This window comes from Pseudomonas bohemica (assembly GCF_002934685.1).
GTDB lineage: Bacteria > Pseudomonadota > Gammaproteobacteria > Pseudomonadales > Pseudomonadaceae > Aquipseudomonas > Aquipseudomonas bohemica.
This window is the reverse complement of sequence record NZ_NKHL01000085.1, coordinates 15,774-34,095: the sequence shown is the minus strand read 5'-3', so window position 1 is coordinate 34,095 and position 18,322 is coordinate 15,774. Positions and strand designations below refer to the sequence as shown.

The window sequence follows — 18,322 nt, the reverse complement described above, 5'->3', positions numbered from 1 at the left end:
AGAACGTTGAGCGAAATCAGACCCGCGCCAGAACCAGCCGCGGCGCACGTTCGGCGCTGCGCCCCTGATCGGCGAACATCAGGCTGGCGTCGGCATCGGCGCCGTAGAGATCGTTGAGGAACTGGCCGTTGAGGTCGGCGCCATTGCCGTCGAAGTGAATGCGTCCGCCCTTGAGTGCCACGGCACGGGGGCAATAGCGCACGGCATAGTCCACTTGATGCAGGGTGACGACCACGGTCTTGCCGTCCTGGCGGTTGATGTCAGCGAGGATTTCCATGACCTTGCGCGCGGATTCGGGGTCCAGCGAAGCGATGGGTTCGTCGGCCAGAATGACTTCGGCCTGCTGGGTCAAGGCCCGGGCGATGGCCACGCGCTGTTGCTGACCACCGGAGAGTGTCGAGGCTCGTTGCTGAGCGAAGTCGGCCAGCCCAACGCGGTCGAGATTGGTCATGGCGCGGGCCTTTTCTTCGGTACTGAACAGCCCCAGGTTTCCACGCCAGCGCGGCATGCGGCCCAGGCAGCCGAGCAGCACGTTGTCCAGCACGCTCAGGCGATTGACCAGATTGAATTGCTGGAAGATGTAACCGATGTCGGCGCGCAATCGGCGCACCTTGCCGCTCAGGCGTCCTGCGGCCTGAACTTCGCGGCCCAGCACGCGAACACTGCCGCCATTATCGCGGTCGCAACAGGCAAGCCCGGCCAGATGGCGCAAGAGCGTGGATTTTCCCGAACCGGAAGCGCCGATCAGCGCGACCATTTCTCCGGGTTGTATAGACAATGCAAGGTCAACCAGAGCGGTCTTGCGAGCAAACGTCTTGTTCAAGCGGTCGACATGGATAGCTGCGTTCATGGGCTTCTCTTGTCTCATCTTGCGTGTCTGGGCTTTGGCGTCCAGCCAGGGGCGATATTGCGCTGCCCGCCTCGTCCTGGGCTGCGTTCGGTGCGAGTGACATTAGAGGGAGCGTGTGGCAGTTCGATGAAGCGAAGATGAACGTCGGATAACAGTTCGCTGACGATCTGATGTGGGAGTTTTCGCGTTTTTTGTCGACATGTTCCCGGATAACTGTGCGGTTCAGGGATCGCGGGATAGACAAGTTGGACGCCGGGGGAATAGCGTCGCGCAGGAATATCCTTTTTGCCTGCATGATGTTGTTCTCTGCACAGGCGCTTTCGTGAGCAAGCTCACTCCCACAGAGGCGCATGCGTTTTGCAGACGGTGTGAACACCGACACCACTTAATCAAGGTCATCCATGAACTGGATCAGATCACTCACGTTTACGTTGCTCAGTGCCTTGCCATTCATAAGCAACGCCGACAATCAGGAGATCCACCCCTTGGCTGAAACCGGCTCCGCTCACTACCGCTTCGAGCGCATGAACATCGAGTCTCCGGACGGCCAGCGTCATTACCGGCTGGACATCGGTATTCCCCGAACCCCGCCTCCCGCGTCAGGCTACCCGGCGATGTACCTGCTGGATGGCAATAACGTCAGGGTCGAGCTGCAGGAAGGCTGGCTCGGCGAGCTGAATGCAGGCAGCCCGCCGCTGCTGGTGATGATCGGTTACGACATTGACGGGACCTACGATGGCGAGCAGCGCACACGGGATTACACCGGAGCGACGTCCAGGGCGTTTTTGCAGTTGATCGAGTCGAAGATCAAACCCGAGGTTCAGACCCGTTACAGCGTCGACCCCGCGCGGCAAACGCTATGGGGGCACTCCTTCGGAGGGTTGTTCGTGCTTTACGCGTTGCTGCAGCAACCGCAGGCGTTTCAGACCTGGATCGCCGCCAGCGCGTCGCTCTGGTATCAGCCGATCACCTTCGACAATGGCATGGCCCTCAAGGCATTCCCGACAGACACCCTGCGCACGGTGCGGCTGGTCCAAGGGGAAAGAGAAGGCAAGCCACCCATCGCGCAGTTCGATGGCGGCTCGCCGGAGAGAAGAAGGGAAATGTCAGCCGTGCCCCGCGATGCCAGTCGCTTGCTGGCCGAACACCTGGCGACCCTGCCCGGCACCGAGGCCAGTTATCAGGCATTCAATGGCCGCAATCATGGGCAAATGTTCGGGACAGCGTTGCACCTGGGTTTGCGCCGGGCTGCCGGGTTGCCAGAGCAACCTTGAGAACAACCCACGCCTGGCCATCATGGGTAGCGCCTGGATTGCCGCCGGCGCAGGCAACTGTGTTCCTGCGGTTCTGTGCCGATCGGGAATCCCGAGGTCGCCACGATGCCTGCAGGAGACGTCGGAGGTTACGACGGCAGCGAGTGCGGTTTATCAGACGACAGACTCATCACAGACAAACCGCATTCGTGAACACACTCGCTCCCACCGTTCGCGTGGGATGTTGGCCAGGGCTCCGGTGTCAGATGCGGAACGTCCCCACCAAATGCTGCAGCCGCGCGGCCTGATGCTCCAGGTGGGTACAGGCGTCCAGCGTCGATTTCAGGTTGTCGACGCCTTCCTGGTTCAGGGTGTTGATTTCGGTGATATCGACGTTGATCGACTCGACCACCGCCGTCTGCTCCTCGGTCGCGGTCGCCACTGACTGGTTCATGCCGTCGATCTCGTCGATGCGGCGGGTCACGCTGTTGAGGCGTTCGCCTGCCTGATTGGCGATGGTCACGCTGCTTTCGCTCTGGCGCTGGCTTTCAGTCATGTTAGCCACGGCATCGCGCGCACCGACCTGCAGCTCTTCGATCATGCCCTGCACCTGCTGAGCGGAATCCTGGGTGCGGTGGGCCAGATTGCGTACTTCGTCAGCCACCACCGCGAAGCCACGCCCGGCCTCCCCGGCACGCGCCGCTTCAATGGCGGCGTTGAGTGCCAGCAGGTTGGTCTGCTGGGAAATGCCGGTGATCACTTCGAGGATCTGACCGATGTTGGCGGTTTTGTTATTCAGCGTTTCGATGTTCACGCACGACTCGCTGATCTTCTCCGATAACTGATTCATTGCCTTGATGGTCTGGGTGACCACGCCCTGCCCTTCGCTGGCCAGTTGCGTGGCTTCGCTGGAGTGCTGCGAGGCCAGCGCGGCGTTCTGAGCGATCTCCTGGGCGGCGGCGCCAAGCTGGTTGATCGCCGCGGCGACGCTGCTGGTGCGGCTGGCCTGTTGATCGGAGTTGCCCATGGACGAGTTCGAAGCGCCGACCACGCGGGCCGCCACCTCACCGAGCTGACCGGCAGTAGACGCAACTTCGCGGATCGAGCCATGAATACGCTCGACGAAACGGTTGAACGATTGCGCCAGGGCACCGAATTCATCCTGCGAGACGATCGACAGGCGCTTGGTCAGGTCACCCTCGCCGTCGGCGATGTCCTGCATCGCCCGGCCCATCTGATGCAGCGGCTGCATCAGCATGCGAATCAGCAGGCCCAGCAGCAACATGATGATAGCCACCGCGATCACCATCGCCGTGATGGCCGAAGAGCGGAATTCACTGAGCATCGAGTAGGCGGTGTCGCGGTCGAGCACCAGCGCCACGTACCAGTTGGCCGACGACAGACCTTCAACCTTGGTGAACGAGATGAACTGCGCCTTGCCGCCGGACTCGATTTCAAACACGCCAGGCGCGATTTTCGGCGCACCGTTGGGGTAGGCCTCGCTGACATTCTTGAGCAGCAATTTGCTGTCCGGGTGAATCAGGATCTTGCCGTCGGCGCTGACGATATAAGCGTAACCATGACCGCCGAAGTTCAGCGAGTTGATGGTCTTGCTGATGGCGTCCAGAGAGATGTCTGCCCCCGCGACACCGATCATCTGACCTTGCTGGCGGACCGGCGTGGCCAGGGTCACGATCAGCTTGCCCGACGAGGCTGCGATGTAGGGTTCGGTGACGATAATGCTTTGCGCCGCGTCGGCGGCCTTGTACCAGCCACGGGCGCGCGGATCGTAGTCAGCAGTGCGGTTACCGGCAGGCACCGAAAACATCACGCCGTCCTTGCCGCCGAAGTAACTGAGCTGGAAATTGTCCGGGTACACCGGCAGGCCGATGGTCCGTTGCAGGTTGGCCGGTGCAGGGCCGTCCGCGGCAATCTGCTGGGCCATCGAATAAAGCAGCTGAGTGCGGCTGTCGAGCCAGATCTGGATGTTTTGCGTGGTCAGACTTCCCAATTGTTGCAGTTCGGCATCGACATTGTTTTTCAAGGTTTGCCGCTGGCGATAATCGTTCACCAGGATGAAACAGGAGAAAGCAACAACAACTATCAGTGCAGCGGCCAACAGGATCTTTCTGCTGAAACCCAGACTTTTGATCATACGATTGTGTCCATAACCAGAAATGACAGCGACGGGAATGCGTGGCCGATCAGGCGCGCGCCGCGCTTTGTACGGGGTTAAGCGGAGAAAGGGAAGTCGCGGCCTGAAATATAATTCGGCCAATAACGCGCGGAGTTGAGACCGGTCGTCGAGGAAACTTGCCGGTCCGTTTTTCAACGGAGGAAAAGCATCTAAAGATACTCAGATATCCATCTAACGATGTTTAAGCGGGATCCAGGAACGATGACTGTTTTTAAGACCGCCAGTGGTCTGCCTATCACTCGTGACCCACTGTGGGAGCGAGCTTGCTCACGGAGGGGGACGGTACGTTCACAGCATCTCGAATGCTTGTAAGTCAGTCTTCGTGAGCAAGCTCGCTCCCACGGGTCATCTTCCACCCACCAACCCGCATTCAACATTGGCGGGCGAGCTGACATTACTTCGCAAACAACTGCCCGATATCCTTGAACGCCTTGAACTCCAGCGCGTTGCCACACGGGTCGAACAGGAACATCGTCGCCTGCTCGCCCACCTGGCCCTTGAAGCGCACATACGGCTCGATCACGAACTTCACGCCCTGGCCCTGCAAACGCTCGGCCAGTGCCTCCCATTCTTCCCAACCCAGTACCACGCCAAAGTGCGGCACCGGCACGTCATGGCCGTCCACCGCGTTGGTGCCTGCGTGGGCCTGGGAGTCGGTTTTGGGGTGTTCGTGAATCACCAGTTGGTGGCCGAAGAAGTTGAAGTCCACCCAGTGTTCGCTGGAACGGCCCTCCGGGAGATTGAACACGTTGGCGTAAAAATGCCGCGCGGCCATGAGGTCATAAACGGGAATGGCGAGGTGAAATGGCGAAAGCTTTGTGGGGGTAGCGGTCACGGTCGAGTTCCTCTTTGCGGGATGCGGTCATCTTTATCCATTGATTCATTGTTTGAAAGATCATAATTTTCGCGTCGAGCCACAATTATTTCGATCAGTGAGTTGCCATGATTCGCGAACTGAAAACCTTCATCACCGTCGAGCGACTCGGCACTTTCGTCGCCGCGGGCAATCAGGTCGGTCTGACCCAATCGGCGGTCAGCGCGCAGATCCGCAACCTGGAGAAAGCCCTCGGCACACCGCTGTTCGACCGCAGCGGTCGCAGCGCAACGCTCAATGCAGCCGGGAATCGGGCATTGCCGATGGCGCGGGAGATCGTCGAACTGTTCGAGCGCATGGCGACGCCGGCTGGCGACAGCGGTTACTTCGGCGAACTGTTGATCGGTGCCATCGCCACGGTACAGACCGGCTTGCTGCCCGCCGCGCTGGTGCAGTTGAATACTCAGGCGCCCACCGTCGAAGCCAAGGTGGTACCGGGGGTTTCGCAGACCCTGCTAAACAGCGTCGATGCCGGGGAGATCGATCTGGCGATCCTGATTCGACCGCCTTTCGCGCTGCCCAAGGAACTGCATCTGGAGGTCATCGAGCGCGAACCCTTCGTGCTGATCGCGCCGATTGATACCCAAGGCGAAGATCCCCTGCAACTGCTGCGCGACAATCGCTTCGTACGCTACGACCGCCATTCCTTCGGCGGGCGCCAGGTCACGCGCTTCTTGCGCGAGCAGAAGATCGAAACCCGGCCGGGCCTGGAGCTGGATGAAGTGGATGCCATCGTGCGCATGGTCGAAGCGGGACTGGGCGTGTCGCTGGTACCGCGGGCGGGCCTGTGGCTGGAACGGGCGACTAAGATCCGAATCATCGAGCTCGGCGCCCTCACCTTCCACCGTGAACTGGCCTTGGTGATGCGCCATGCCAATCGGCAGTTGCCGTTGCAGCGCTTGTTTCGTGAATGCCTGCATTTGCGCTGACGCGTTGCCTGAATTTGGGACAACACCCAGTGTCAGGCACAACTCGACATCTCTGTGGGAGTGCGCTTGCTCACGAGGACGATCTGTCAGCCCCAGTTGATGTGACAGATCCGCCGCAATCGTGAGCAAGCTCACTCCCACAGAGACCACGTTTAACAGCGGGCTTTGACATAGGTCATTGCGCCTCTGCCTTGCTCAAACCGACTGCAAATGACACCTGACCCATTCCGCACTCCGAGCAGCTCCAACTCCAACTCCAACGTCAACTCTGGCCGGCAACAGCGCCTGGGGTTTTTCGCAGCCAGCCGTTGCCTTCGGACAGCGATCCCGAAAGAAACACCCTGTCGGCAGGTTGCGATTGCCCGGCAACTCGGTCGGGGCCGAGACCTGCGCATCGTCCACCGCCACGCCCAGTCGTGGCACGGCCTCCAGCAGCAGCTGGGTATACGGATGCCGCGGCCTTTCGAGCACTTCGCTGGCGCTGCCCAGTTCGACGATCTGCCCCAGGTACATCACCGCCACCCGGTCAGCCATGTGCCGCACCACAGAGACGTTGTGCGAGATCAGGATGTAGGTCAGGTTGCGGCTGCGTTGCAACTCGGCCAGCAGATTGAGGATTTGCGCCTGTACAGAGATGTCCAGTGCCGAGGTCGGCTCGTCGAGCACGATGATGTCCGGGTCGCAAGAAAGTGCCCGGGCAATCGCAATGCGCTGACGCTGGCCGCCGGAAAACTGATGGGGGAAGCGCTCCATGTACTCGGTGCGAATCCCCACTTGTGATGCAACCCTGGCAGCGATCTCACGCATGTCGCGACGCGGCGCCGAACGTTGCACGAACAACGGTTCGGTGATCACTTTCCACACCGGCAGGCGCGGGTCTAGCGAGGACTGCGGGTCCTGAAACACGATCTGCACGTTGCTGCTGCGTTCCCGGGCGTTGTTATAGATCCAGTCGAGCGTGCCCGACGTCGGCTTGATCAAGCCCATCAACAACTGCGCAAGGGTGCTCTTGCCACAGCCGGATTCGCCGACCACGCCCAGGGTTTCTCCAGCGCGGACTTGCAGGTCGATGCCGTTCAGGGCGTGAGCCAGCGCTTTAGGCCGACCCAGCCAGTCCTTGCCCATCGGGTAATGTACCCGCACATCCTGCAGGCCTAGAATGGTCGGGCTTTTGCCATTGAGTGATGCGAGGGCTGCGCTGGTCATGACCGCGACTCCTGTACCGGTGAAGGGGCGTCTGGCGAGACCTCGCTCAACCAGCACGCGCTTTTGCGATCGGCCGAGGCGTCGATGATCTGCATGGGCGGGCGTTGCAAACATTTGGGCATGGCAAAGGCGCAGCGATCGCGAAAGGTGCAGCCTTCGGGCAGTGCCGACAGATTGGGCACCTGGCCGGGAATGGTTATCAGGTCCTGACCCGGCTCGACCTGCTCCGGCAGACCGCTGAGCAGACCCTGGGTGTAGGGATGGCGTGGATCGGCCATGACCTGCGCCGTCACGCCCTGCTCGACCACGGCCCCGGTGTACATCACGTAGACCCGATCACAGAACTGCGACACCAGCGCCATGTCGTGGGTGATCAGCAGAATCGCGGTGCCACGCTCGCGGGCCTTTTCCCGCAACAGCAGCAACACCTGGCGCTGTACGGTCACGTCCAGCGCCGTGGTCGGCTCATCGGCAATCAACAATTGTGGATCGCAGGAGAACGCCAGAGCGATCATCACCCGCTGACGCATGCCACCTGACAGCTCGAAGGGGTAGCTGTTCATCACCTGTTCGGGGTCGGCAATGTGCATGTCGCGCAGCAATGCGATGGCCTTCGTGCGGGCATCGGCCTTGCTCAGTTGCTGGTGATGGATGATCACGTCGAGCATCTGCCGGCCGATGCGCCGCGTCGGATTCAACGCCGTCATCGGCTCCTGAAAGATCATCGCGGCGTCGCGGCCACGGACCTTGAGCAGGTCTTTTTCCCTGGCCGTGAGCATGTCGCGGCCGAGGATACTCAAGCTGCCGCTTTTCACCTGATAGGCACGCTCGGGCAGCAGGCGCAGGCTGAGCATCGCGGTCACTGATTTGCCGGAGCCGGACTCGCCGATCACCGCGACGATCTCGCCCGGGTTGACGTGCAGCGACACACCGTTCAGCGCCTTGACCGTACTTTTGTAGGCCGGGAATTCGATGCTCAGGTTATCGATGCTCAACACCGCAGCGTCGCCGGGCAATACGTTATGCGCATGGGTCTGCATGATCATTTCCCCTGCTGCCGGGGGTCGAGCAGATCACGCACGCCGTCGCCCAAGAGGTTGAAACCAGTGGCGGTGATCAGAATCGCCACCCCCGGAAAGGTCGAATACCACCACTGATCAAGGATGTAGTTGCGTCCGGTAGCCACCATTGCGCCCCACTCCGCTGTCGGTTGCTGCGCGCCCAGACCGATGAAACCCAAAGCCGACGCCATGAGAATTGCGCTGCCGATGTCCAGGCTCAGTTGCACCAGCAGCGGCGGCATGGCGTTGCGCGCCACGTGCCACGACACCATGTGCCAGCGCCCGGCGCCGAAGGTTTCGGCGGCCTTGACGTAGCCCATTTGCCGGATGCTCAGCGCCTGCCCACGGGCCAGCCGCACGTAGAACGGAATGCGCACCAGGGTGATCGCCAACATCGCGTTGAACAGGCTCGGCCCCAGTGCAGCGGCCAACGCCATGATCAGCACCAGCGACGGCACCGACAGCATGATGTCCATCAGGCGCATGATCAGCCCGTCGAAGCGCCCACCGATGATCCCGGACATGCAGCCCAGCAAGCCTCCGGCGAAACACGAAGCAAAGGCCACGAACAGGCAGACACCGACCGACTGCCGGCTGCCGTACAGCACACGGCTGAACAGATCGCGGCCTACTTCGTCGGTGCCGAACCAGTGCCCGGCGGACGGTGCGGCGAGGCGCTGAGCGAGGTTCAAGGCATTCGGGTCGTGGGACGCCAGCCACGGTGCGAAGACCATTACCAGCAGCACCATCAAGGTGATCAACAAGCCGGCCATGGTCAGCGGGCTGCGGCGAACCTGGTGGGTCAGGTACGCCAGTTTGTCCTGCCAGCGCGAGGCTTTGGGCAGCGGTGCCGCCACGGGCGCAGTGATTGGGGGAGACATCTCAGTTGACCTCGCCGATGCGGGGGTCGATCAGGCGGTACAGCAGATCGATCGCCATGTTGAGCAGTACATAAATGAAGGACACCAGAATCGCGAAACCCATGACCGCCGGAAAATCCAGCGACTGGATCGACTTGACCACATAGGCGCCCATGCCCGGCCAGGCGAACACGGTTTCGGTCAGCACGGCGCCATACAGCAGATCACCGAGGGTCAGGCCCAGCACGGTCACTGAGGGGATCAGCGCATTGGGCAGCGCGTGGCGCAGGACCACCGCCCATTTCGAGAGACCATAGGCGCGCGCGGTGCGGATGTAGTCTTCGCCCAGTTGATCGAGCATCGCCGAGCGGATCTGCCGGGCCACGACGCCGAGGTTGACGAAGCCCAGGGTGATCGCCGGCAGAATCAGGTGTTGCGCGGCGTTGAAAAACAGCGCGGTATCACCGGCAATCAAAGTGTCGATCAGGTAAAAGCCGGTGACCATCGGCGGCGGCTCCAGCCCCTCGTCGAGGCGACCGCTGCCCGGCAGCCAGTTCAGGTGGCCATAGAACAGCACGATCAGCCCTAGTCCGAGCCAGAACGCCGGGGTGGAAATACCGGTCACCGCCAGGGTTCGCGCCACCTGATCGATGAAGCGGTTGTGGTAGACCGCCGACAGCACACCCAGCGGCACACCCACCAGAATCGACAGGGTCAGCGCTGCCAGCGCCAGTTCCAGGGTCGCCGGGAAGAACGCCTGCAGGTCCTCCAGCACCGGGCGATGGGTGCGGATCGACGTGCCGAGATCGCCGTGCAACAGGTCGAGCATGTAGCGACCGTATTGCTGATACAGCGGCAGATCCAGGCCCAACTGGTGGCGGATATTCTCGACAATCGCGTCGGTAGCGCGGTCGCCGGCAATCAGCCGCGCAGGGTCGCCCGGGATCAGGTGAGATATGGAAAAGGTAATCAATGAAACGCCAAACACCACCAGCAGCAGGCCGCCCAGGCGTTTACGCAGCATATTCAGGAAGGCCATCAGGCACCTCGGTCACGCATCAATCGACAACGCGAAACAGCTCGCGGACACAGCGTTGCAACGGCCCTGCGTCCGCTGCAGGGCCGATTGAACAACTACGACTTACTTGGTGATCGTGCCGACGTTGAACACTTGTTCCAACATCGGGTTGAACACGTAACCCTTGACCTTGTCGCTCATCGGTACGGTATAGGCCTTCTGGTACAGGTAGGCGTAGACGCTGTCGCCGAGCACGATCTTCTGTGCCTGCTGATACAGCTCGGTACGCCTGGCCATGTCGTTGGTGGTTGCCGACTCGCGGATCAGCTTGTCCACCGCCGGGTTGTCGTAGAACGAGCGGTTACCCGCCAAGCCTTTCAGCTTCGAGTCGAAGAAGAAGTTCATGAACATGTAGGGGTCGGCGAAGTCCGGGCTCCAGGAGCCGATGGCGACGTCGAAATCGCCGCTGCCCAGGCGCTCACGCATGCTGGCGTTGGCCAGTTTTTCCATCTTCAGGTTCACGCCCAACGATTGCAGACCGGCTTGCAGGGTCAGGCCGATCGGTTCCCAGTTCGGGTCCTTGTCGGAGTACATGAAGGTCAGGTCGCTGATCTTCGGCGAGACCTTGGCCAGATCGTCCCTGGCCTTGCCAAGGTCTTGCTTGAACGGCGGCAGCTTCTCGTCGTACGCCCACATGCCCTGGGGGATCGGCCCATTCAGCGGCTTGGCCTTGCCTTTGAGAATGCCATTGATGATGCCGTCGTAATCCAGTGATTCGACCACCGCGCGGCGTGCATCCGGGTTGTTCATCGGCGCCTTCTGGGTATTGAAGTACAGCAAGGTCACCCGCAGGGAGGGGTAATCGCCGACGACAACGCCGGACTTCTTGCCCAGCGCTTCGAGCTGGTCTTCGGGCATATCTTCGATGATGTCCAGATCACCGTGCTCCAGTTGCAGACGACGCACCGAGGCCTCACCGATGATCTTGACCACGACTTTCTTCAGCGTCGGTTTGGGGCCGGCGTAGTAGTTGTTCTGCTCCATGGTCAGGGCCTGGCCTTTCTGCCAGTTGATCAGCTTGAACGCGCCGGAACCTGCTGTGTGGTTCGACAGGTAGGCTTCGGCGCCTTCGGGTTTCTTCGCGACATCCGGGTTGATGATCGCCGCGCCGTTGTGCGCCAGGGTCGAGAGAAATGGCGCGTAAGGGGCCTTGAGGGTGAACTTGACGGTCAGCGGATCGACCACCGACACCGTCATGTCATCCGGGAATGCGCCGGACGGGCCTTGCTTGAGTTTCATCACGCGGTCGAATGAAAACTTCACCGCTTCAGCGTTGACCTCGGCGCCGTCATCGAACTTGTTGCCCGGTTTGAGCTTGAACTCCCACGTCAGGTTGTCCGCAGAGGTGGACCAACTGCTGGCCAGCTCGCCGGCGACTTCGGTGCTGCCTTTGCCGTTCTCTTCCTTGTAGGTCACCAGGCGCTGGTAAGCCGGATACGTCACGGTCCAGTCGTTGTTGTCGATGGTCACGGCCGGATCGAGGGTCTGCGGATCGGACGGTTTGCCGATCATCAGGGTGTCCTGGGCCACGGCCGCGCTGGCTGACTGCCAGGCACCCAGACCCATGGCGGTGCAGAGAACTGCCATCGCCAGCTTGCGGGGAGTCACGATTGATTTCATGCCGGTTCCTTGATCATTCGATGTATGGAAGTTCGTCAGGTTTTTTATTGAAGCTATACCGGGCAGTTAAAACTCGGAGCCTGGGGGCTCCGAAATGGCATGGCCTGCTCTGTTCAGATTTCTCTTCGGATCTCTGTTTCAGAGCCAGGTCGTTACCAGATTCAGCCGGGATTCATATTCGTCCCGGTCAGGCGTCACGGTTACAAGCGCGTTCGGTCAGCTTGCCGGCCGGATCGAACCATCGTCGATCAACGCGTATTGGTCGGCGTTGGGCAATTCGTAATGCCACCACTCGCTGTCGATGTAGGTGAATCCCCCAGCGAGCATGATCCCCAGCAGCAACAGCCGGTTGCGCTGTACCTCGGCTGGCAGGTCGGCGAAAAACGGGTGTGACTGCTCGCGCATGTCATCGAAGCCGGTGCCCATGTCCAGGGCCTTGCCGGCTGCGTCGATCAGGGTCAGGTCCACGGCTACGCCCCGGCTATGGTGCGAACCCAGACTCGGGTCGCGGACATACTCCGGATTGGGCAGCGCCTCCCACAGCAGGTATTGCGCATAGGGCGGGCGATAGGCATCGAAGATGCGCAGGCGCAGGCCGGCCTGACGTGCCAGGACGCTGGCCTTGCGCAGGCAAGCCTCGGCATCGCGATGCAACAGGCAACGCGGATCCTGGTAAATCGGCTTGCCGGCGAGGTTGTCGACCCCGGCGTAGATCAGATCGATTTCGACCTGCAACGCCTGAGCATCGACTTCGACGAGGGGGCTATTCACGTAAAACACTCCAGATCAGAAACACGTTCATCACGCGCAGGTTCTCTTACCGTCCGGGTCATTCGAACTGACCGAACAGTTGTTGTAGCTCACGGTTTTTCGCCAGGCGTTGATCGAGTCGATCACCATATTTCTCGGCCACTGCTGACACCATCAGATTGAACAGGCAGGTCAGCGGCGCCAGAGAATCCCAGAACTGGCCCACGTCAGCGTCCAGTTGCAAAAGATCGGTCGGAAAATCCCGCGCCCACGGGCAGTGAAAATCGGTGATGAAGGCCATGGCCAGCCCTTGCTGGTGGGCAACCTCGCAAAAGGTTCTCGCGACGGCTGAATAGGTACGGAAGTCGGCGATGACGGCGTAGGGATTTTCGAATTGGGAGTTCAGCGATTCAGCGTAGGTCCCGGACAGTCCATCGACGTAATAGACCTTGGGCCGGATGTATTCGAGGTGGGTGAAGAACGCATTGAGAATGCCGCGGGTGGTCTGGATACCGACGATGAACACCGCATCGGCGCTGTACAGGCGCTCGACAATGCGCGCGAAGGTTTCGCTGCGCGCCAGAGCGTAGACCCGCTGAATGGCTTCGAGCTCGCGGTTCATCGAACGTTCAAGTGCGTCGCCGTGGGTGCTCTGCTCGCGAAACGCGCCGAGACGATCGGTAATCACCCAAGGATTTGCGCCGTCGCCGCGCAGGCTCTGTTTAACGTCATCGATATTGCGATAGCCCAGCGAACGCAGAAAGCGCCCTACCGAAATACCGGTGGTATCGGTTTGTTGCGCAATGCTGTCGGCGGTCTCGAACGGCAGCTTCTGCGGGTTGGCCAGCAGATACCCGGCGATACGCTTGCCCGTCGGCGTCAGGTCGCTGAAGCGCTGTTCCAACGTATCGAGAAAAGGACGCTGTTCCATGGAAAATCCACTGTAAAGGCCTGTAGGCGCGAGCCAAAGAAATGTTATCAGGGAGTCATTTCGTAACATGATGTTATCAACATAACATCGGGATTCAAGCTGGCACAATGCTTTTTTTCAGCAGTTTTCGAGAGGGCAATAGCGTGATTCAGGATGGTGCGGGCAGGGGTGAAATGCACTTTTCGTGGGCGAAAAGAGTCGCAAAAAATCAATGCCGGTTGTACCTGCCGCCATATTGACACTCGGTCAATCTCACAACCCTGGGGGCACCTGTGGTAGTGAACTTGATCAAGACCTTGGAGCACCTGTGGGATGAGCTTGCTCAAGACCTTGCGGCACCTGTAGGAGTGAGCTTGCTCACGAAAGCGTTGTCTCAGCCAACGGAGATACAGCGGATGTGCCAACGTCCTCCTGAGCAAGCTCACTCCCACAGGTCATCAGTCGCGAGGTAGAGCGAGGCGCGGCCTTCTGAACGGGACGATGGCGCGCCCGCATTGGAATTACCGGAGATTGGTCTTCGCCAACTCCAGTATCTGATCCGCCTTGCCGCTCATCACCGCTTTCAAGGTAAACAGGCTGAAGCCCTTGGCCTGGGCCAGTTTGATCTTCGGAGGCAGACCCAGTTCCTGTTTCGCGGTGACCACATCCAGCACCACGGGCCCTGGATGTTCGAAAGCTTTTTTCAGCGCGTTAGGCAGGTCGGCGGACTCCTCCACGCGTATCCCGAGAATCCCTGCGCCGATGGCGATATTGGCGAAATTGGTGGCGTGGAAATCAGTGTCATGGGGCACATAGCCGCTGGCCTGCATTTCCATGGCAACGAAGCCCAGCGAGCTGTTGTTGAACACCACGATATTGATCGGCAGGTTGAGCTGGCGAATGCTCAGCAGGTCCCCCATCAGCATCGACAGGCCGCCATCACCACACAACGCCACTACCTGCCGCTGAGGGAACGCCGCTTTCGCGCCAAGGGCCTGAGGCATGGCGTTGGCCATCGAACCGTGGTTGAACGAACCCAGCAGCGAGCGCTGGCCGTTCATGGTCAGGTAACGCGCGGCCCACAGAGTTGGCGTGCCGACGTCGACGGTGAAGATCGTGTCCGGATCAGCGTAGGCGTCGACCATGCGCGTCAGGTATTGCGGATGGATCGGCTCGCCCTGGGCCGACGGCGTGGCCAGCTCGTCGAGTTCTTCGCGGGCCTTGGCGTAGTGGTCCAGTGCCTTGTCGAGGAATTTGCGATCGGTGTGCGCCTTGATCCTCGGCAGCAGCGCGACGACGGTTTCGGCGATCCCGCCTTCCAGGCCCAGCGTCAGCGGCACGCGCCGGCCGAGGGCTGCGGGGTCGATGTCGATCTGAACGATATTGGCTTTTTCAGGGTAGAAATTACGGTACGGGAAGCTGCTGCCGAGGATCACCAGGGTGTCGCAGGACATCATCGCGTGATAGCCGGAGCTGAAACCGATTAGCCCGGTCATGCCCACGTCGAAGGGGTTGGCGTATTCGATGTACTGTTTGCCGCGCAGCGCGTGAACCACCGGCGCAGAGAGCTTTTCCGCCAGCGCCACGACTTGATCATGAGCCTCGGCACAGCCCGCGCCTGCCAGAATGGTCACGGCCTTGGATTTATCGAGAATTTCTACCAGACGCTCCAGGTCCTTCTCCGCCGGGATCACCCGCGCAGGGCCGACATCGACCCAGGCTGGCTTGATGTCCGGGGCCGGCTGCAAGGCAACGTCGCCCGGAATCACGATCACTGCCACGCCCCCCTCACTGATCGCGGCACGCATGGCTCGCTCCAGCACCCGCGGGAATTGCTCAGGGCTGCTGACCGCTTCGACGAAGTGGCTGCACTCCTTGAACAGCTCGGTCGGGTGGGTTTCCTGAAAGTAATTGAGGCCGATTTCAGAGGACGGAATCTGTGCGGCAATGGCCAATACCGGAACGCGGCTGCGATGACAGTCGTACAGGCCGTTGATCAGGTGCAGATTGCCGGGGCCACAGCTACCCGCGCAGACCGCGAGCTTGCCGGTGGCGGCGGCCTCGGCACCGGCGGCAAACGCGGCCACTTCCTCGTGGCGGGTGTGCATCCACTTGATTTTGCCCAGGCGTTCGAGGCTGTCGGTCAGACCATTCAGGCTATCGCCGCTGACCCCCCAGATTTTCGAGACGCCGGCTGCAGCGAGGGTTTGCGCGAGGTAGTCGGCGATGGTTCTGCTGGACATGGGGCAGGTTCCTTGTCGAGTCGAAGGGGCCGCACGAAGCCAAAGGCTGCATCGTGCGTCGTTTCAAATCGACCCGTAGCGCTGGTCACAGTTCAGTGCTTGTCAGGATGTGCTATCGCTGGCCCAGCGCAAATGGATTGCCTGGCGCAGAACCCGTGGGAGTGAGCTTGCTCACGAAGGGCCCAGTACATCCGCATCAACTGCAGCGCCCGGGACTCAGCTTTCGCGAGCAAGCTCATTCCCTCGGGCAACTGTGCCTGCCTGGCACCGCCGCACTCAAACCGGCGGCTGCACCACGGCCTTGCTCGGCGCGGCGATCTGCACTTTGGGGTTGGCCGGCGTGGCATTCGGCGTGGCGTATTGCTGTTTGAGATGGCCGTCCTGATCCAGCAGCCAGGCGTCGAGGATCTGCCGGACCACCGGACCCGCCACACGACCGCCCGCCTCGCCGTTCTCGATCATCACTGCCACCGCGATTTTCGGATTGGCAGCCGGTGCGAAACCGACGAACAAGGCGTTGTCGCGGTGCCGTTCAAGCGTCTTGTCGCGGTTGTAGCGCTCGCCCTGCTTGATCGCCACCACCTGCGCCGTACCACTTTTCCCGGCGATTCGGTATTGCGCACCCTGGGCCGCGGCGCGGGCGATACCGCGCGGGTCGTGCATCACCGACTGCATGCCATTGTTGACCTGATCCCACTCTCGGGAATCACGCAGCACGATATTGGGCATCGGATGCTCGTCCACTGGCGGCACGCCGCCAATTTCCTTGGCCAGATGCGGGCGGTTCCACACGCCCCTGTTGGCGATCAGCGTGGTGGCCTGGGCCAGTTGCAGCGGCGTGACCTGCATGTAGCCCTGACCGATCCCGAGGATCACCGTCTCGCCGGGGAACCACGCCTGGCGCCGCGTGATGCGCTTCCACTCCTTCGACGGCATCAGCCCCGCAGACTCCTCGAACATGTCCAGTGAGACCTTCTGACCGATGCCGAACATGGTCAGGTAATCGTGCAGGCGGTCGATGCCCAACTTGTGCGCCAGGTCATAGAAGTAGGTGTCGTTGGAACGCATGATCGCCGCGTTCAGGTCCACCCAGCCGTCGCCGCTGTGGTTCCAGTTACGGTATTTGTGATCGAAGTCCGGCAGCTGGAAGTAGCCCGGATCGAAGACCCGGGTCGACGGCGTGATGACCCCGCTGTCCAGCCCGGCGATGGCCACTTCAGGCTTGATGGTCGAGCCCGGCGCATACAGGCCGCGCAGCACGCGGTTGAACAGCGGCCGGTCGACCGAATCACGCAAGGCCGAATACTCCTTGAAGCTGATGCCGGTGACGAACAGGTTCGGGTCGAAGCTCGGCTTGCTGACCATCGCCAGCACTTCGCCGGTGGCCGGATCGATCGCCACCACCGAGCCGCGGCGGTCGCCCAGCGCTTCTTCGGCGGCTTCCTGCAGTTTGATGTCCAGGCTCAGGGTAATGCTTTTCCCGGCCACCGGATCGTGATGATTGAGAACTCGCAGCACGCGGCCCTGGGCGTTGGTCTCGACTTCTTCGTAACCGACATGGCCGTGCAGTTCGTTTTCGTAGAAACGTTCGATGCCGGTCTTGCCGATGGACTGAGTGCCGCGATACTCCACCTGATCCAGCTGGGTGGCTTCTTTTTCGTTGATCCGCCCGACATAGCCGATCGAATGCGCGAAATGCTCAGCCAAGGGGTAGTGGCGAACGAACTGCGCCTCGACATCCAGACCCGGCAGGCGGAATTGATTGACAGCAAGCAGAGCGATCTGCTCTTCGGTCAGCTCATAAAGAAGGGTGACCGGCACGAAGCGGTGCGGCGAGTTCTTCATCGCCTTGTCGAAGACGATGCGGTCTTCGTCGGGCAGGTTGAGGATCTGCATCAGGGTGTCGATCACCGCGTGCCAGTCCCCTGCCCGCTCGCGGGTCATGGTCAGGTTGAAGCTGGGACGGTTGTCGGCGAGGATCACGCCGTTGCGGTCATAGATCAGCCCGCGTTCCGGCGGAATCGGCAAGACGTGGACGCGGTTGTTTTCGGAGATGGTCGAGTGATAGGCGAACTCGGTGACCTGCAGGAAATACATCCGGCAAACCAACGCAATGCTGAGGGCAACGACCAGGAGCGCACAGGCGATCAACCGTTTGTTGACCAGCCGGGTCTCCTTCTCATGGTCCTTTAACGGTATGGGATCAGGCATTTCTACAGCTACTCGGTGAAGATGTGAACGGCACACACTGCGTCCGCGGGAGGGGGTCAGGACGCAAATGGCGTGCACCATACCAAGAAGCGCCCTGCTTCATGGACCGTTCTTCATGAAAATCCTGTCATCTTCGAATAAAACGTCGAGGGGTGCCCTAACAGCGGCACCACTCGGTATGCAGTTCGAAGAGCATTTTGTTACAGAAAACCTTTTAATGGTCAGATAGCCACCAGCGCAGGTATTGCGCTTTGGAATCGATGCAGATCTGCACTGTCGT

14 protein-coding genes and 1 pseudogene are annotated in these 18,322 nt (G+C 60.7%); 2 read left to right on the top strand and 13 right to left on the bottom strand.

All coding sequences use genetic code 11. The annotated features are described in order from the left end of the window. Positions 1 to 16: 16 nt before the first annotated feature. Positions 17 to 850: a phosphonate ABC transporter ATP-binding protein gene (gene phnC / locus CE491_RS05020; RefSeq protein WP_110947257.1), complete on the bottom strand. Its 834-nt coding sequence runs from the start codon at positions 848 to 850 to the stop codon at positions 17 to 19. Positions 851 to 1,251: 401 nt separating this feature from the next. Here phnC and CE491_RS05015 point away from each other — a divergent pair, with 401 nt between their 5' ends. Beyond that, entirely contained in the window at positions 1,252 to 2,124 is an 873-nt protein-coding gene (locus CE491_RS05015) for an alpha/beta hydrolase (RefSeq protein ID WP_110947256.1), read from the top strand. Positions 2,125 to 2,365: 241 nt separating this feature from the next. Here the strand turns inward: CE491_RS05015 and CE491_RS31170 are convergent, their stop codons facing one another. The 3 genes and pseudogenes from CE491_RS31170 to CE491_RS05005 all read right to left on the bottom strand — a co-directional run bounded on the left by CE491_RS31170 (position 2,366) and on the right by CE491_RS05005 (position 5,135). Beyond that, positions 2,366 to 3,130 carry a methyl-accepting chemotaxis protein gene (locus CE491_RS31170; protein WP_407681329.1) on the bottom strand — a complete coding sequence of 255 codons (765 nt, stop codon included), beginning with the start codon at positions 3,128 to 3,130 and terminating at the stop codon, positions 2,366 to 2,368. 93 nt (positions 3,131 to 3,223) lie between these two features. Continuing rightward, positions 3,224 to 4,258 (bottom strand): annotated as a pseudogene (locus CE491_RS31165) (HAMP domain-containing protein); the annotation flags it as partial. A 436-nt stretch (positions 4,259 to 4,694) separates the two neighbouring features. Continuing rightward, positions 4,695 to 5,135 (bottom strand): VOC family protein, encoded by a 441-nt coding sequence (locus CE491_RS05005; protein WP_267894469.1) that lies wholly within the window; start codon positions 5,133 to 5,135, stop codon positions 4,695 to 4,697. A gap of 107 nt (positions 5,136 to 5,242) precedes the next feature. Here CE491_RS05005 and CE491_RS05000 point away from each other — a divergent pair, with 107 nt between their 5' ends. Continuing rightward, the gene (locus CE491_RS05000; RefSeq protein ID WP_110947255.1) at positions 5,243 to 6,103 is read left to right on the top strand and encodes a LysR family transcriptional regulator; all 861 of its coding nucleotides are present in this window, start codon (positions 5,243 to 5,245) and stop codon (positions 6,101 to 6,103) included. A 195-nt stretch (positions 6,104 to 6,298) separates the two neighbouring features. On the opposite strand, the gene CE491_RS04995 is transcribed toward CE491_RS05000, so the two are convergent. From CE491_RS04995 to mrdA, 9 genes are all read right to left on the bottom strand, one after another. Further along, positions 6,299 to 7,309, bottom strand: coding sequence for an oligopeptide/dipeptide ABC transporter ATP-binding protein (locus CE491_RS04995; protein ID WP_110947254.1), 1,011 nt, complete (start codon positions 7,307 to 7,309; stop codon positions 6,299 to 6,301). Further along, the gene (locus CE491_RS04990) at positions 7,306 to 8,349 is read right to left on the bottom strand and encodes an ABC transporter ATP-binding protein (RefSeq protein WP_110947274.1); all 1,044 of its coding nucleotides are present in this window, start codon (positions 8,347 to 8,349) and stop codon (positions 7,306 to 7,308) included. Before CE491_RS04990 ends, CE491_RS04995 begins: the two co-directional genes overlap by 4 nt. A gap of 2 nt (positions 8,350 to 8,351) precedes the next feature. Further along, positions 8,352 to 9,251: a D,D-dipeptide ABC transporter permease gene (gene ddpC, locus CE491_RS04985; RefSeq protein ID WP_110947253.1), complete on the bottom strand. Its 900-nt coding sequence runs from the start codon at positions 9,249 to 9,251 to the stop codon at positions 8,352 to 8,354. Between the two features lies 1 nt (position 9,252). Then, entirely contained in the window at positions 9,253 to 10,269 is a 1,017-nt protein-coding gene (locus CE491_RS04980) for an ABC transporter permease (protein WP_110947252.1), read from the bottom strand. 102 nt (positions 10,270 to 10,371) lie between these two features. Continuing rightward, positions 10,372 to 11,928 carry an ABC transporter substrate-binding protein gene (locus tag CE491_RS04975; protein WP_110947251.1) on the bottom strand — a complete coding sequence of 519 codons (1,557 nt, stop codon included), beginning with the start codon at positions 11,926 to 11,928 and terminating at the stop codon, positions 10,372 to 10,374. 216 nt (positions 11,929 to 12,144) lie between these two features. Beyond that, positions 12,145 to 12,699 carry a D-alanyl-D-alanine dipeptidase gene (ddpX, locus tag CE491_RS04970; RefSeq protein WP_110947250.1) on the bottom strand — a complete coding sequence of 185 codons (555 nt, stop codon included), beginning with the start codon at positions 12,697 to 12,699 and terminating at the stop codon, positions 12,145 to 12,147. Positions 12,700 to 12,757: 58 nt separating this feature from the next. After that, the gene (locus tag CE491_RS04965) at positions 12,758 to 13,609 is read right to left on the bottom strand and encodes a MurR/RpiR family transcriptional regulator (RefSeq protein WP_110947249.1); all 852 of its coding nucleotides are present in this window, start codon (positions 13,607 to 13,609) and stop codon (positions 12,758 to 12,760) included. A gap of 500 nt (positions 13,610 to 14,109) precedes the next feature. Next, positions 14,110 to 15,831: a ubiquinone-dependent pyruvate dehydrogenase gene (poxB, locus tag CE491_RS04960; RefSeq protein WP_110947248.1), complete on the bottom strand. Its 1,722-nt coding sequence runs from the start codon at positions 15,829 to 15,831 to the stop codon at positions 14,110 to 14,112. Between the two features lie 276 nt (positions 15,832 to 16,107). Then, positions 16,108 to 18,042, bottom strand: coding sequence for a penicillin-binding protein 2 (gene mrdA / locus CE491_RS04955; RefSeq protein WP_110947247.1), 1,935 nt, complete (start codon positions 18,040 to 18,042; stop codon positions 16,108 to 16,110). Between the last annotated feature and the right edge of the window lie 280 nt (positions 18,043 to 18,322).

Excerpts from the sequence above, each read along its gene's own strand:
- phnC (WP_110947257.1), bottom strand. The coding sequence starts at position 850 with ATGAACGCAGCTATCCATGTCGACCGCTTGAACAAGACGTTTGCTCGC.
- CE491_RS05015 (WP_110947256.1), top strand. The coding sequence starts at position 1,252 with ATGAACTGGATCAGATCACTCACGTTTACGTTGCTCAGTGCCTTGCCA.
- CE491_RS31170 (WP_407681329.1), bottom strand. The coding sequence starts at position 3,130 with ATGGGCAACTCCGATCAACAGGCCAGCCGCACCAGCAGCGTCGCCGCG.
- CE491_RS05000 (WP_110947255.1), top strand. The coding sequence starts at position 5,243 with ATGATTCGCGAACTGAAAACCTTCATCACCGTCGAGCGACTCGGCACT.
- CE491_RS04995 (WP_110947254.1), bottom strand. The coding sequence starts at position 7,309 with ATGACCAGCGCAGCCCTCGCATCACTCAATGGCAAAAGCCCGACCATT.
- CE491_RS04990 (WP_110947274.1), bottom strand. The coding sequence starts at position 8,349 with ATGCAGACCCATGCGCATAACGTATTGCCCGGCGACGCTGCGGTGTTG.
- ddpC (WP_110947253.1), bottom strand. The coding sequence starts at position 9,251 with ATGTCTCCCCCAATCACTGCGCCCGTGGCGGCACCGCTGCCCAAAGCC.
- CE491_RS04980 (WP_110947252.1), bottom strand. The coding sequence starts at position 10,269 with ATGGCCTTCCTGAATATGCTGCGTAAACGCCTGGGCGGCCTGCTGCTG.
- CE491_RS04975 (WP_110947251.1), bottom strand. The coding sequence starts at position 11,928 with ATGAAATCAATCGTGACTCCCCGCAAGCTGGCGATGGCAGTTCTCTGC.
- CE491_RS04965 (WP_110947249.1), bottom strand. The coding sequence starts at position 13,609 with ATGGAACAGCGTCCTTTTCTCGATACGTTGGAACAGCGCTTCAGCGAC.
- poxB (WP_110947248.1), bottom strand. The coding sequence starts at position 15,831 with ATGTCCAGCAGAACCATCGCCGACTACCTCGCGCAAACCCTCGCTGCA.
- mrdA (WP_110947247.1), bottom strand. The coding sequence starts at position 18,042 with ATGCCTGATCCCATACCGTTAAAGGACCATGAGAAGGAGACCCGGCTG.